The 12,931-nt window shown below is 58.1% G+C and carries 15 protein-coding genes; 6 read left to right on the top strand and 9 right to left on the bottom strand.

What is annotated here, in order from left to right:
* Nucleotides 1–40 precede the first annotated feature (40 nt).
* The 5 genes from BK659_RS27460 to BK659_RS27440 form a co-directional block, all read right to left on the bottom strand.
* The gene (locus BK659_RS27460) at nucleotides 41–1,372 is read right to left on the bottom strand and encodes a deoxyguanosinetriphosphate triphosphohydrolase (protein WP_123428914.1); all 1,332 of its coding nucleotides are present in this window, start codon (nucleotides 1,370–1,372) and stop codon (nucleotides 41–43) included.
* Nucleotides 1,373–1,438: 66 nt separating this feature from the next.
* Nucleotides 1,439–2,602, bottom strand: coding sequence for an EAL domain-containing protein (locus tag BK659_RS27455; RefSeq protein WP_123428912.1), 1,164 nt, complete (start codon nucleotides 2,600–2,602; stop codon nucleotides 1,439–1,441).
* Between the two features lie 124 nt (nucleotides 2,603–2,726).
* Nucleotides 2,727–3,071 (bottom strand): hypothetical protein, encoded by a 345-nt coding sequence (locus BK659_RS27450; protein WP_123428910.1) that lies wholly within the window; start codon nucleotides 3,069–3,071, stop codon nucleotides 2,727–2,729.
* The gene (locus BK659_RS27445) at nucleotides 3,068–3,457 is read right to left on the bottom strand and encodes a phage holin family protein (RefSeq protein WP_123428908.1); all 390 of its coding nucleotides are present in this window, start codon (nucleotides 3,455–3,457) and stop codon (nucleotides 3,068–3,070) included. Before BK659_RS27445 ends, BK659_RS27450 begins: the two co-directional genes overlap by 4 nt.
* A 1-nt stretch (nucleotide 3,458) precedes the next feature.
* Nucleotides 3,459–3,773 carry an ElaB/YgaM/YqjD family protein gene (locus BK659_RS27440; RefSeq protein ID WP_123428906.1) on the bottom strand — a complete coding sequence of 105 codons (315 nt, stop codon included), beginning with the start codon at nucleotides 3,771–3,773 and terminating at the stop codon, nucleotides 3,459–3,461.
* Nucleotides 3,774–4,363: 590 nt separating this feature from the next.
* On the opposite strand from BK659_RS27440, the gene BK659_RS27435 reads away from it, so the two are divergent.
* On the top strand, nucleotides 4,364–5,572 hold the full coding sequence (locus tag BK659_RS27435; protein WP_123428904.1) for an ammonium transporter: 1,209 nt from the start codon (nucleotides 4,364–4,366) through the stop codon (nucleotides 5,570–5,572).
* 74 nt (nucleotides 5,573–5,646) lie between these two features.
* On the opposite strand, the gene BK659_RS27430 is transcribed toward BK659_RS27435, so the two are convergent.
* The gene (locus BK659_RS27430; RefSeq protein ID WP_123428902.1) at nucleotides 5,647–7,602 is read right to left on the bottom strand and encodes a monovalent cation:proton antiporter family protein; all 1,956 of its coding nucleotides are present in this window, start codon (nucleotides 7,600–7,602) and stop codon (nucleotides 5,647–5,649) included.
* 206 nt (nucleotides 7,603–7,808) lie between these two features.
* On the opposite strand from BK659_RS27430, the gene BK659_RS27425 reads away from it, so the two are divergent.
* The 3 genes from BK659_RS27425 to BK659_RS27410 all read left to right on the top strand — a co-directional run bounded on the left by BK659_RS27425 (nucleotide 7,809) and on the right by BK659_RS27410 (nucleotide 9,614).
* Nucleotides 7,809–8,045: a glutaredoxin family protein gene (locus tag BK659_RS27425; RefSeq protein WP_123428900.1), complete on the top strand. Its 237-nt coding sequence runs from the start codon at nucleotides 7,809–7,811 to the stop codon at nucleotides 8,043–8,045.
* A gap of 122 nt (nucleotides 8,046–8,167) precedes the next feature.
* Nucleotides 8,168–8,488, top strand: coding sequence for a transcriptional regulator (locus tag BK659_RS27420; protein ID WP_123428899.1), 321 nt, complete (start codon nucleotides 8,168–8,170; stop codon nucleotides 8,486–8,488).
* Nucleotides 8,489–8,723: 235 nt separating this feature from the next.
* Nucleotides 8,724–9,614 (top strand): pseudouridine synthase, encoded by an 891-nt coding sequence (locus BK659_RS27410; RefSeq protein ID WP_123428960.1) that lies wholly within the window; start codon nucleotides 8,724–8,726, stop codon nucleotides 9,612–9,614.
* 116 nt (nucleotides 9,615–9,730) lie between these two features.
* Here BK659_RS27410 and BK659_RS27405 read toward each other — a convergent pair whose 3' ends face one another.
* Complete coding sequence (locus BK659_RS27405) at nucleotides 9,731–9,952, bottom strand: YgdI/YgdR family lipoprotein (RefSeq protein ID WP_123428896.1); 222 nt, start codon at nucleotides 9,950–9,952, stop codon at nucleotides 9,731–9,733.
* 77 nt (nucleotides 9,953–10,029) lie between these two features.
* On the bottom strand, nucleotides 10,030–10,632 hold the full coding sequence (gene mobA, locus BK659_RS27400; protein ID WP_123428894.1) for a molybdenum cofactor guanylyltransferase MobA: 603 nt from the start codon (nucleotides 10,630–10,632) through the stop codon (nucleotides 10,030–10,032).
* Nucleotides 10,633–10,713: 81 nt separating this feature from the next.
* Between mobA and moaB the strand changes: the two genes are divergently transcribed.
* On the top strand, nucleotides 10,714–11,253 hold the full coding sequence (gene moaB / locus BK659_RS27395) for a molybdenum cofactor biosynthesis protein B (protein WP_054596381.1): 540 nt from the start codon (nucleotides 10,714–10,716) through the stop codon (nucleotides 11,251–11,253).
* 22 nt (nucleotides 11,254–11,275) lie between these two features.
* Nucleotides 11,276–12,463: a molybdopterin molybdotransferase MoeA gene (locus tag BK659_RS27390; RefSeq protein ID WP_185015484.1), complete on the top strand. Its 1,188-nt coding sequence runs from the start codon at nucleotides 11,276–11,278 to the stop codon at nucleotides 12,461–12,463.
* A 65-nt stretch (nucleotides 12,464–12,528) separates the two neighbouring features.
* On the opposite strand, the gene BK659_RS28145 is transcribed toward BK659_RS27390, so the two are convergent.
* Entirely contained in the window at nucleotides 12,529–12,837 is a 309-nt protein-coding gene (locus BK659_RS28145; RefSeq protein WP_259740320.1) for a hypothetical protein, read from the bottom strand.
* Nucleotides 12,838–12,931 lie beyond the last annotated feature (94 nt).

Here is a 12,931-nt window from a genome sequence, read left to right as displayed (position 1 = left end):
AGTCGCCACTGAATACTCCGGGGCGACTGATCGATTGATTTTACGAGTGGCTGGAGCGTCCGGTCATTTCCAGGGCCATTTCGCTTGCATAACTGTCGGTCATGCCGGCAATGAAGTCGATCATGCGTAAAAACGAGGTATGCAAAGGCCCGTGCGGGTCGGGCGCATTATTGCCAAGCAGATCGAGTATGCGCTGGTTCTTGAATGATGCCGTACGACCACCGTGCTGCTCCAGCGCCGCGCCGCAAAAGCCGTTCAGCAGAATTTCCAGGGTGGTGTACGCACCGATTTCATGCAGGGTTTTGCGCTTGTCCTGGAAGATTTTTTTGCGTGCCATGTCCTTGGCATTCAGCACGCAACGCTTCGCCGGTCCGTGCATGTGTTCCACCAGATCGCCGTGAAGGGTGCCCGCCAACAGCGCGTCCTGTTGCTCGACGAATGCGCGTGCCGCAGCGTTGGTCAGGTGCTCGATGGCTTTGCCACGCAGAATCGCCAGTTTGCGGCGGCGCGAGTCATTGGGGCCGAGTTGACGGTAGGTTTCCGGCAGATCATCCCCAACCAGACCGAGTAACAGAGACTCCACCTCGGCGTATTCCAGAAGCTCCATCTCCAGACCATCTTCAAGGTCGATCAAGGCATAGCAGATGTCATCGGCAGCCTCCATCAAATAGACCAGAGGATGCCGGGCCCAGCGCTGTTCCTCGAGTTGCGGCAGGCCCAGTTTCTGGGCGATCTGCTCCAGCAGGGGCAGTTCGCTCTGATAGCAACCGAACTTGTGTTTTTTGTAACCCAGCGAATCGGCATGGCGCGCGGTCCACGGATACTTCAAGTACGTACCCAGTGTTGCGTAGGTCAGCCGTGTACCGCCGTCGAACTGGTGGTATTCCAGTTGGGTCAGCACCCGGAAGCCTTGGGCATTACCCTCGAAGTTGAGGAAGTCGTCGCGTTCGACTTGGCTCATGGCATCCAGCCAGCCCTTGCCCGCGGCTTGTTGAAACCAGTAGCGGATGGCGTCTTCACCCGAGTGGCCAAAAGGCGGATTGCCGATGTCATGGGCCAGGCAAGCTGATTGCACCACCATGCCCAGGTCGCTCGGCTCGCACCAGTCGGGCAGGGCGCTGCGGATGGTTTCACCGACGCGCATACCCAATGAGCGCCCCACGCAACTGACTTCCAGTGAGTGGGTCAGGCGCGTGTGGATATGGTCATTGCTGGACACCGGGTGGACCTGGGTCTTGCGGCCAAGACGGCGAAAGGCGCCGGAGAAAATGATCCGGTCGTGGTCTTTATGGAAGGGACTGCGACCGAGTTCTTCCGGGCTGTGCACCGGCTTTCCGAGGCGTTCACGATTAAGCAGGGTATGCCAATCCAAGGCAGGTTCTCCGTCAGGTGACTGATGCCCTAGCTTCCCGGTTCGTGCAACGCCCTGCAAGCGGAACTACAGGCCCACCGCGTCGATATCGATCAGCAGCAAGCGTTGACCATTATCGAAGAACTGTCCGGCGGTGAGGCAATACTGGTTGCTGGTGGCATCGCGGTACGTGTTCGACAGGGTCAGGCGCCGCTCGTCCCAGCCCTCGGCCAGCAGATGATAGAAGTACGGTCGCCAGGACCAGTTGTGACCCAGGTAGCGGTTATCGGCTTCCCAGCCGCCATTGCGCCATTCCAGGTTGGGGGTGAGCTGGGTACCCTGCCGGTCGCATTGGTAAAAGCGCAGTAGCCAGGGGAAAGCATTCAATTGCGGCAAATGGCTGATGGGCGCATGGGCCTGAGCCCAGGCTTGCAGAATACCCATCAGTTCGCCGAGCTGTTGGCGCATGACCATCAGCCGTCCGCGCTCGGCCAGTTTCTGTTGCACATAGCGCTCTCGCAACCTTGCGAAGTGTTCGACGAATGCATCGCTGGCGAAGAAATCGACCTGCGCCCTGGCAAACAGAAAGCCCTGAACGTAACGCGAGCCGCACTCCAGAGCGAAATTCAACTGAGCTTCGGTTTCCACGCCTTCGGCGATGATCCAGCAGCCGGTTTTCTCTGCCATTTGTGCCAGTGCCTTGACCACATCGCTGCTTGGACCGCCCCGTGCGGCCGCCTGGAACAGGCGCATGTCGAGTTTGAGAATGTCGGGTTGCAGCGCCAGAACGCGATCGAGCTGGGAATACCCGGCGCCGAAATCATCGATGGCAATTCGCGCACCTGCCTGTCGATAGCGAGTCACCACTTCGCTCAGACGCTGGCTGTCGCCACCCAGTTCGGTAATCTCGAAAACAATGCGTCGCGGGTCGACAGCGTGCCGGTTCAGTTGTTTGAGGCTGGGTAATGCCTGATCCGCACGCAATCGGCTGATCCAGCGCGGTGACATGTTCAGGCTCAGAAACCAGTCGGCGGGTGCTTCATGCAGCCGGCTCAAGGCGTCATCACGGATTTGCCGATCGAGGCGGCGTAACGCGATGGCGGGGGTTCGTTGATCGGCAAACAGCGGGCCGACCGAGGTGAGTTGGCCATCGGCCTGGCGCAGGCGACCCAGCGCTTCGACGCCAGCAATACGTCCTGTAGCAGTATCGATGAACGGCTGAAAGCAGGCGAGCGGTTGCCCGTCGATCACGTGGCCTCCTTAGTAAGGTCTGGTCTGGAGTCGAGCCTGGTTGCCGGTTAGGCAGGCAGAATCGAACCTCTCGATAAAGAGGTTCGATCCTTGAAGCTTTGCAAGAATGCAGCCAGATGTTGGCTTACTGGTTTTTGCGCGAGGAGCCTTGCAGTACCAGCTTGATCAGCGGCAACAGGCTGGTGCCCAGCTGGACTAGCCGAGTGACGCTGTTGATGCCACCGCTCTTGGCGCCCTTGCCGCTGAGAAAGCCCAGCAAGGTCACGGCGGCGATGCCCCAGAGCGGCGCGTGCTTGATGCCAAGACCCTCCTGAACGCTTTGCGTCATCTCGCGTACGCGCTGCAAGGGCTGCAACAGCTGCCGGGACTCGTGGCGAATTTCCTGGCGATGCATTTCCATGCGCAAGCGTATCAACGCCTTGCGCATCTCTTGCCGTGAACAGTTTTTGGGGATTTCAGGCAGGCTCATGGCAGCAGGCGCTCCCTGTCGTTCGCCAACTCTTCAAGGGTGGCATTGAAAGGCGATGATTCATCGAAGATCGCCGCTTTCAAGCGCATGCCACAGAAGAGTGCCGCGAGCGTATAGAAGACGCACAGACCGATGATCCCCGCCAGGCGATAAGTGTCCCACAGCAGAATCAACACCAGCGTCGAAAGCCCGATCAGCAGCAGCAAGGTGAAAACCAGCGCCAGGCCCGCGAACAGCAACAGGCTTACGGTACGGGCTTTCTGCTCCTGTAATTCGATGCCGAACAACTCGACATGGCTGTGCAGCAATCCGAGAAAAGCGGCGCCCAAGCGTCGCGATGAAGCGCCGGGGCCAGTTTCGGACGAGCCGGATTCACCGATAGCCATATCAGCGCCGCGTCGCCAACAGACCAATCAAAAAGCCTACGCCGGCCGCGATACCAACAGCCTGCCATGGGTTGGCCTGAACATAGTCTTCAGTGGCGGTGACGGCTGCCTTGCCGCGTTCGCGCATGGAGTCTTCGGTCAGTTGCAGGGTCTCGCGAGCCCGCAGCAAGCTTTCGTGAATCTGGTTGCGCAGCTCATCGGCTTGATCACCGGCCAGTGTGGCGGTGTGTTCCAGCAACCGTTCAGTGTCGCTGACCAGTGTCTGAAAGTCTTCCATCAGGATTTCTTGAGCAGTCTTTGCCGTTTTTCTGGCCATGGTGATCTCCATAATTGGCGTATGAAATATTCGAGTACGAGCCGTGCTCGAAGGTTCAGTGCTAGGGGGCGTTCTCAATTAGTTTCCCCACCGCGCCGGGTCTGCTGTTGTGCAGGGCAAGGCGCGAGAAGCGTGGTTTGGTCATTCCAAACAAGCTTCGAGCAACGCAGCCCTGCACAACAGCAGGCCCGGCCCTTCGGGTTGTGCCTTAAAACGGGCCAGGCTGCGTTGCAGGCCTTGGAAAGGGAGCGACCATTCCCAGCGGCCTGCGCCTTGCCTGGCCCGCTTTAAGGCGACAACGCGGTGGGGAAACTAATTGAGAACGCCCCCAATGCCTGGTACAGCTTTTGCTATGTCGTGGTGCGTCAGACAGTACTGCTGTGCTGAAACTGGGCATGCTTCGCGAAAACCTTAACCTAAATAATAGAAACTCGCGCAAACACCCGAGCAACGATTGACCTCAATGAGCTTTTTGCGCCAAAACGGTTCGCCGGAATAACGGTTGACGCCAAGGCTGGTGTCAACTTGGTGCGTGAATTGGTTCGGTGAACCGCTTTGGTGCTTTTGCGACTTTAAGGTCTGCCAACTTCATGGAAAATTTGCAAAGTGCTGTGGACAGCCTGGTCCATAGCTCCAATACGCTGTTCATTCTGATCGGCGCTGTCATGGTTCTGGCCATGCATGCCGGTTTCGCTTTTCTGGAAGTCGGCACGGTTCGGCAAAAAAACCAGGTCAACGCTTTATCGAAGATCCTCAGCGACTTTGCCATCTCGACGCTGGCCTATTTCTTTATAGGCTACTGGATTTCCTACGGCGTCACTTTCATGCAACCGGCCGCGGTGATCAGCGCTGATCACGGTTATGGGCTGGTGAAGTTTTTCTTCCTGCTGACCTTTGCCGCAGCCATTCCGGCGATCATCTCCGGGGGGATTGCCGAGCGCGCCCGATTCGCTCCGCAGTTGTGCGCGACGGCGTTGATCGTCGCCTTCATTTATCCGTTTTTTGAAGGTGTGGTCTGGAACGGAAACTTTGGTCTGCAGGCCTGGTTGTTGGCGCGCTTCGGTGCCGGCTTCCATGATTTCGCAGGTTCTGTGGTAGTGCACGCCATGGGCGGTTGGCTGGCACTGGCGGCGGTCTTGTTGCTCGGTCCGCGCAATGGTCGGTACCGCGATGGGCGTCTGGTGGCGTTTGCGCCGTCGAGCATTCCGTTTCTGGCATTGGGTTCGTGGATTCTCATCGTCGGATGGTTCGGCTTTAACGTGATGAGCGCGCAAACCCTGCAAGGCGTCAGTGGCCTGGTGGCGGTCAACTCGTTGATGGCGATGGTCGGCGGCACGGTTGCCGCATTGATTGTCGGCCGTAACGACCCGGGGTTCCTGCATAACGGCCCACTGGCCGGGTTGGTAGCGATCTGCGCCGGCTCTGACTTGATGCACCCGGTTGGCGCACTGGTGACCGGCGCCATCGCCGGAGCCTTGTTTGTCTGGTGTTTCATCGCGGCGCAAAGCCAATGGAAGATCGACGATGTACTCGGCGTCTGGCCGTTGCACGGTCTGTGTGGCGTTTGGGGCGGGATTGCCTGCGGGATTTTCGGTCAGAGCGCCTTGGGTGGTCTCGGCGGGGTAAGCTTGATCAGTCAGTTGATCGGCACCGCGCTCGGTGTGGCCGTGGCATTGATCGGAGGCTTTGCGGTGTATGGCACGATCAAGCTGTTGCATGGGCTGCGCCTGAGTCAGGAAGAGGAGTATTACGGGGCGGATCTGTCGATCCACAAGATCGGCGCGGTCAGCCAGGATTGATTGCCTTCAGTTGATTGGCCAGGCTCGCGCGAGGTGGCTGCCGATTCTGCGCGAGCAGGGCTTACAACCCTTTATTACCCAGCCAGAAGCCTGGCTTCACAGGCCTCGATGGCAGACAAGGTGCCTGACATCAATACCCGATCGCCTGCCAGCAATCGGGTGGTGCCCTCAACCGCCAAATCAGCGCCATTGCGCTGAACGGCTTGAACATCGACCCCCAACTCTTCCAGCGCCAGCTCATTCAAGGGCCGGCCGCATGCGTGGGCGTCCGTCGCCAGGTTAACCGCATGCATCAACACCTTCGGCTGCCCCCGACGGTCCAGCAAATTGCTTTGCGCTCCGTGGTAGAAACCTTGCAGCAGTCGATAGCGGCTACGTCGCACTTCATCGACACGCTCCTGGACCTGCTGTTGGGGCAAACCCAACATGATCAGCGCGTGGGACGCGAGCATCAGGCTCGATTCCAGCAGTTCCGGGACGACCTCATTGGCTCCGGCTGCCTTCAATTCGGTCAACTGACTATCGTCGCGGGTTCGCACCAGTATCGGAACCTCGGTGTTTATCCGTCGTGCTGCATTGAGCACGGCCAGGGCGATATCGGTCTTGTCCACGGCAATCACCAGCAGTCGCGCGCGCTCAAGTCCCACGGCCCCGAGCAACTCTCCACGACGGGAATCGCCATAGTGCACGCAGCTTTCACCGGCCGCGGCTTCGTGAACACGCACCGGGTCATCGTCCAGCGCAACGAAGGGCTGCTCTTCGCGGCGCAGAAAACGTCCGATGGATTGACCGACTCGACCGTAGCCGCAAATTACCACGTGCCCGTGCCGCTCGGCGTTCAACGCAGCAATCTGATCGAGTTGCGCTTCGTCATCGGGTTTGCGGTGCAAGCGTGTGGCAATACCTGGCGCCGCGCGCAGTAATAATGGCGTCAGCAACATCGAACAGAAGGTCGCAGCCAGCAGCAGGCCACTCAGCTCGGCTGGCAACAGCTTGTTCTGCTGCATCTGGGCCATTAGCGCAAAGCAGAATTCGCCGCCTTGCGCCAATGCCAGACCGCTGCGCCAGGCGGTTTCGCCGTCACTGCCGCGCCATTTGACCAGCGCTGCGACCACGCTGCCCTTGATCAGCAGCAGCCCCAATGTCAGGCCGAGAATCAACAGGCCATGGCTGGCGAACAACTGCAGGTCGATCAGCATGCCGATGCTGACGAAAAACAGTCCAAGCAGAATATCGCGGAACGGGCGGATATCGGCTTCGATCTGATGCCGGTAATGGCTCTCGCCCAGCAACATGCCGGCAAGGAAGGCACCGAGGGCAGGGGAGAGTCCGAGCAGATGAGTCAGCCACGCGGTCAGCAACACGATGACCAGTGCCAGCAAGACGAACAGTTCAGCGGAGTGCGAGGCGGCGACTTCGTGGAACAGGCGTGGCAGGAGCCAGCGACTGGCCAGCAACAGACCGACAAACAGCACCAGGGTTTTGCCGAGTGTGATCGGCAGCGCCCAGTACCAGGTTTGATCGCTGCTGCCAGCGAACACCGGGACCAGAGTCAGCAACAGCACCGCAACTACATCCTGAAACAACAGCACGCCAATCGCATTCTGGCCGTGGCGGCTGAAGATCTCGCCGAGGCTGCTCAACTCTTTGCTGACAATCGCCGTGGACGATAGTGCGAGACCGGCGCCGAGCAACATGGCCGGGGTGGCAGGCATGCCGAGCAGCATCAGCAGTCCGCCCAGCAGAGCGCCCGAGCACAGCACTTGCAGGCTGCCTAGACCAAATACCACACGCCGTAGCGCGAGCATTTTCGACAGGGAAAACTCCAGACCCAGGGAGAACAGTAGAAAAACCACGCCCAACTCGGCGAGGTCCGGTAAATCCTGGTTGTCATTCACCCAGCCGAATGCGCTTGGTCCCACGAGCAGTCCGACGCACAGGTAGCCCAGCACGGGCGGAAGCTGAAGGCGCCGAAACAGCGCAATCACCACCAATGATGAGGCGAGGATGATCAACAAATTGGCAAACACAACATTCTCCGTTTCACCGCCAGGACGTACCAAGCGTAGAGGCAAAAAAGCCGCGAGCATCGCGCAACTGGAACTGAGGCCGAGTGATTTGCATCAGGGTTTTACCAGACAGTCAAAATTGGCTGTCGTCACGGGCATCCCCGTCGCTCGACGACTTTTCGTCCCGGGCCTAGAATAGTCACCCAATCCTCGTTGGTCTGTTTGTCATGCCTCCTGAATGCCAGTTGTTCAGCACCCTTGGTTGCCATCTCTGTGAACTCGCAGAAGCGGAACTGATGCCGCTGGTCGAGCACGGTTTGTTGGTGGAACTGGTCGACATTGCAGACAGCGAAACCTTGTTTGAAGCCTATGCCTTGCGTATTCCGGTTCTGCGCCGCGTTGATACGGGGGCCGAATTGGGTTGGCCCTTCGACGCCGAACAGGTCGTGGCATTCCTGCGTTAACCCCATCTCGTCTTCAGCGACAGTCGTTACGTCTGTCGCGATCCTCAGGTAATGCGTTGGCGTAACCCCGATTATTCGTTTACTGTATGTGCGTACAGCTATTCGCGTTAGAGGGATGCAGCATGGTCAATGTCGAACAATTAAAAGCCAGCGTGAACCGCATGTCGGCTGATGTCGTACAGGAGGCGGTGCTGGAGTTGCGCCTGGATGGTTTGGTCACGGAAGGAAAAACGCCATTCAACAAATTGCACTTCAACACCTGTTTCGCTGAAATCGAAGCCTTGTTTCAGCGCGCGGGTTATCACCGCCAACTGGATGTCGTGGGTTATCAAGGGCTGCTATATGCGCTTTATGATCCAGGCCGTTGGGAGGCTGTCGATGTATTGCGCTGGCTGAAGGAGTTTACCGAAGCGGCGGCGCAGCGAGAGTCGCTGACAGCGTGATAGTCATGAGGGCGGCTCGCACGGAATCTCTCCAGGCTCTGAACGAAAACTGCCTGCGCGTCGACCAGGCTGCGTTAAAAACAGGCTCGGAATGCTCATTTAGGCCCCTAAACTCCGCTTCCTCGCCTGTTTTTGCCTTGCCTGATCGCCGCTCGGCGAGTTTTCGTTCAGAGCCTAGGATCGCTCTGGCCCTTGTTGGATAATGGGCGCCTGCATTAACGGCCAGAGCTTTCGTATGTCCACCTCATCTTTTTCCGCCGCACAGAATCAGGCCAGCACGCTGTACCTGCCGCCTGGCGCCTGGCTGACCGTACTCGATTGTCTGTGCGAACACTTCAGCGCCATTGGTCGCGAGCAATGGCTGGACAGGATTGCCCGTGGTCGTGTCCTGGATGGTCACGGTCATGCGATTGCCATGGACCTGCCTTACAAGGAAGGTTTGCGGATTCACTATTTTCGGGAAGTTCCCGACGAAAAACCAATCCCGGTGCTTGAGACGATTCTGTATGCCGACGAGCATCTGGTGGTTGCGGACAAACCACACTTTCTGCCGGTTACCCCGGCGGGCGAGTACGTTGAACAGACGTTGCTGCGGCGCTTGATCCGTCGTCTGGAGAACCCGCATTTGGTGCCTTTGCACCGCATAGACCGGCACACGGCAGGGCTTGTGCTGTTTTCTGCCAACCCCCGGAGTCGTTCGGCCTATCAATCGTTGTTCCCAACACGGCAGATCGAAAAACGCTACGAGGCAATTGCCCGCGCCTTGCCTGAGGTCTCGTTTCCGCGGGTGCATAAAAGCCGTCTGGTCGATGGCGAGCCCTTCTTTCGCATGCAAGAGGGCTCCGGTGTGAGCAATACCGAGACTGCGATTGAGGTCATCGAGAAAAACGCCGATCTCTGGCGTTATGCGCTGTATCCGGTGACCGGCAAAAAGCACCAGTTAAGGGTCCACATGACTGCGTTGGGGGCGAGTATCTGTAATGACCCGTTTTATCCTGATGCGTTGAAAGACGTTGAAGATGATTACGCCAATCCATTGAAGCTGTTGGCCAAGGGGTTGTGTTTTATCGATCCGGTGACCGGGCTGGAGCGAAGTTTTGAAAGTGAAATCACCCTGCAGTGGTGATTCCGTAGTTCAAGCTATATGCCCATTGCTCCGCGACAGGCAGGATTTTCTACTGTCAGAAACGATAAAGCCCGCACGCGGCGGGCTTTATGTGTACCTGGTTGTCGCCGTGAGGCTTACAGGTCTTTAACGGTACGAATCTGATCTTTGTTGATGCGGGTTTGTTTGCCATCCAGTTGCTCGAATTGATAAAAGCCCGACTTGGAATCGAATTGAGGTGTGTCGACCGACTGGATTTCGCGACCGTCATTCAAGGTGATCACCGCGGGCGATGAGCAACCGGCGAGGGTAGCGAGGCCCAATGCGAGCATGAAGGTGGCGAGGGTCCGATGAGTCATGTGATTTCTCCGAATATGAATTCTTTTGAGTACTGGGCTTGAGACGTATGCCTGGCGTGCAAGTTCCTTGGTTGGCGTCATTCTGGCACGTTGCTGTGCAGGCTTAACAGCTCAGGTGTATTCAGGTTGGCCAGGCGTCGATCGTTTTCGGGGCATTGCAGTGCGATGGCACCGAGGTTTCGCATGATGCGTCCGGGGCTGCGTTCACCCTCGTTCCAGGCGTTTTCAAAGTCGCCTGCCAGCGCCACGGGGATGATGCACAGCAACGGTTCCCAATGCTCGCCCTGGCGTAGCATCAAGGGTTTGTCCGGCTGTTGGCGGGCGGCTTCGCGCATAGCCGTGAGTAGTTCGACATCAATGCGCGGCACGTCGCAGGGCAGTACCATCAGATGGGGATGGCGCGCGACCGCCAATCCGGCGCGGATACCGGCCAAGGGGCCCGGAAAGTCACTGTTGTCGTCATGGACCAATTGGTCGGCGTAAGGTGCGTATTTTTCCAGATTGCGGTTGCAGGAAATGATCAGGTCATCGCTTAAACCGCGAGTCTGGCGGTGCAGATGAGCAATCAAAGGCACGCCTTGCCACACCAGCAACCCCTTGTCCTGACCGCCCATGCGCTGGCCACGTCCTCCTGCCAGAAGCAGGATAGAGCAGGGCGGCAACGGGGTGTTCGAGGTCATGGCGTATCTCCACAGGTGCGGTGAAAAAATGAGGCGCTGTGATATAACACCGGGCTGTTTCTCCTACAACTGGACGAGCCTATGAAAGCCAAGGCTGATGTACCTTTCGCCCCGCTGAACATTGCGGTGTTGACTGTCAGTGATACCCGCACGCTGGAAACCGATACCTCGGGGCAAGTCTTCGTTGACCGCCTGAGTGCCGCCGGACATAACCTGGCCGCGCGTATTCTGCTTAAAGATGATCTCTACAAAATTCGTGCGCAAGTCGCGACCTGGATCGCTGACGATGTTGTGCAGGTGGTGCTGATTACCGGCGGTACGGGTTTTACCGGCCGTGACAGTACACCGGAAGCGGTCAGTTGCCTGCTGGATAAGCAGGTTGATGGATTTGGTGAGTTGTTTCGGCAGATATCGGTTGCGGATATTGGCACCTCGACAGTGCAATCGCGTGCATTGGCAGGGTTGGCCAATGGAACGCTGGTCTGCTGTCTGCCAGGCTCCACCAACGCGGTGCGAACCGGTTGGGACGGGATTCTCGCGGAGCAACTGGATTCGCGGCACCGCCCTTGCAACTTCGTTGCTCACTTGAAACAGGCGGCACCCTGTGAATCCCGCGGGTAAGCCAGGCAAGACGGGCAGTTTGATGCCCGTCGAAGTGGCGCTGGCACGCTTGCTGGAAATGGCCGAAGCGTCGCCAATCCTTGAGCGCGAGCGATTGCTGTTGGCTGCGACCCAGGGCCGTGTTCTCGCCGAGGATCTGCTGTCGACCCTCGATCTGCCGCCATGGCCCAACAGCGCCATGGACGGTTATGCCTTGTGCCTTGCCGATTGGACTGGCGAGCCACTGGTGGTCAGCCAAAAGATCTTTGCCGGGCAAGCCCCGGAGCCATTAGCACCGGGTACCTGTGCACGGATCTTCACCGGCGCACCAGTACCGGCCGGTGCAGACTGCGTTGAAATGCAGGAAAACGCCGAGGTTCAGGCGGACCTACGGGTATGTTTTACCGAGCCGATGCACGCAGGGCAGAACATTCGCCCACAAGGTCAGGAAACCACGGTGGGTGAGCAGGTGTTGACCGCCGGTACGCGCTTGGGTCCTATCGAACTAGGTTTGGCGGCCTCACTGGGGTGCGCAGAACTTGAAGTCGTGCGCAAGGTGCGAGTCGCGGTGCTCTCCACCGGGGATGAATTGGTCGAGCCTGGGCAGGCCCTTGGCCCAGGGCAGATCTACAACAGCAATCGGGTATTGCTGTGCAGCTGGTTGCAGCGTTTAGGTTGCGAAGTGATCGATGCGGGGATTCTACCGGACGACTTGCAGGCAACGCGCAATCGTCTCGCCGAATTGGGGAATGTCGACCTGATCCTTTCTACCGGCGGTGTATCGGTAGGCGAGGCGGATTTTCTGGGTATTGCTCTGCGTGAAGAGGGTGAGCTGGCGTTGTGGAAGCTGGCCATCAAACCAGGGAAACCACTGACGTTTGGGCATTTTCGAGGTGTGCCGGTGATTGGATTACCTGGTAATCCTGCGTCGACACTGGTGACCTTCGCTTTGTTGGCACGTCCGTATCTGTTGCGTCGTCAGGGCGTAAGAGAAGTTCGGCCCTTGCAGTTTCAGATTCCGGCAGGATTCGTCTGGTCCAAGGCCGGCAATCGCCGGGAATACCTGCGCGGTCGTCTGGAGCATGGGCGAGCAATCATCTACAAAAACCAGAGCTCGGGTGTTTTGCGTAGTGCAGCCTGGGCTGAGGGGTTGGTTGAAGTGCTGGAAGAGCGCACCTTGGTCGAAGGTGATTGGGTGAATTTCATCCCGCTGAGTGAAGTGCTGGGCTAAGCCCTTGCTGCAGGCTCGCCAGGCCCGGTATGGATCACCTCGGGCCTGGCGTTTCATGGTGCCGGTTATGAGTTAAGCAGCATCACGAGTTGATCGAAGCGGCTGTTGGCGATCCAGCCGAGCAGACTGATGATCACCGCCGAGGCGCCTACCGAGTAAGCAAGCCTGTGCTTGATGGATTTGACGTCATTTCGGACCTCTTCCATATCTCTGCGAATGTACTTGAGGTGGGTCTCCAGCTCTACAACGCGCGGCTCCATGTCATTCCCTCCAGGTGTGTTGACGGTGCAATTGCATTCAGTCGGTTGAGCAGGTTGATCGCCCTTGAGTGGCGTGCCCCGGTTCGCTGGAAATCGGAAGTCATGGCTTTGCATTAAGTGCATGGCTCCCTGCCCGATAGTCTCTGGTCATGATACGTGCACATCCCTGTGTGTTTTTTTGCTGTTGCCTGATAACCGCAGTCACAAG

The sequence above is a fragment of the Pseudomonas brassicacearum genome (genome assembly GCF_003732225.1).
Classification (GTDB): domain Bacteria; phylum Pseudomonadota; class Gammaproteobacteria; order Pseudomonadales; family Pseudomonadaceae; genus Aquipseudomonas; species Aquipseudomonas brassicacearum_E.
Note: the sequence above shows the minus strand (reverse complement) of the source record. Positions and strands in the feature narration are given on the sequence as shown.

What these genes read in the sequence shown, in the direction of transcription:
- BK659_RS27445 (WP_123428908.1), bottom strand. Translation starts at nt 3,457, where the DNA reads ATGGCTATCGGTGAATCCGGCTCGTCCGAAACTGGCCCCGGCGCTTCA.
- BK659_RS27450 (WP_123428910.1), bottom strand. Translation starts at nt 3,071, where the DNA reads ATGAGCCTGCCTGAAATCCCCAAAAACTGTTCACGGCAAGAGATGCGC.
- BK659_RS27425 (WP_123428900.1), top strand. Translation starts at nt 7,809, where the DNA reads ATGCCTCCTGAATGCCAGTTGTTCAGCACCCTTGGTTGCCATCTCTGT.
- BK659_RS27420 (WP_123428899.1), top strand. Translation starts at nt 8,168, where the DNA reads ATGGTCAATGTCGAACAATTAAAAGCCAGCGTGAACCGCATGTCGGCT.
- BK659_RS27410 (WP_123428960.1), top strand. Translation starts at nt 8,724, where the DNA reads ATGTCCACCTCATCTTTTTCCGCCGCACAGAATCAGGCCAGCACGCTG.
- BK659_RS27435 (WP_123428904.1), top strand. Translation starts at nt 4,364, where the DNA reads ATGGAAAATTTGCAAAGTGCTGTGGACAGCCTGGTCCATAGCTCCAAT.
- BK659_RS28145 (WP_259740320.1), bottom strand. Translation starts at nt 12,837, where the DNA reads ATGCAAAGCCATGACTTCCGATTTCCAGCGAACCGGGGCACGCCACTC.
- BK659_RS27405 (WP_123428896.1), bottom strand. Translation starts at nt 9,952, where the DNA reads ATGACTCATCGGACCCTCGCCACCTTCATGCTCGCATTGGGCCTCGCT.
- BK659_RS27390 (WP_185015484.1), top strand. Translation starts at nt 11,276, where the DNA reads ATGCCCGTCGAAGTGGCGCTGGCACGCTTGCTGGAAATGGCCGAAGCG.
- mobA (WP_123428894.1), bottom strand. Translation starts at nt 10,632, where the DNA reads ATGACCTCGAACACCCCGTTGCCGCCCTGCTCTATCCTGCTTCTGGCA.
- moaB (WP_054596381.1), top strand. Translation starts at nt 10,714, where the DNA reads ATGAAAGCCAAGGCTGATGTACCTTTCGCCCCGCTGAACATTGCGGTG.
- BK659_RS27440 (WP_123428906.1), bottom strand. Translation starts at nt 3,773, where the DNA reads ATGGCCAGAAAAACGGCAAAGACTGCTCAAGAAATCCTGATGGAAGAC.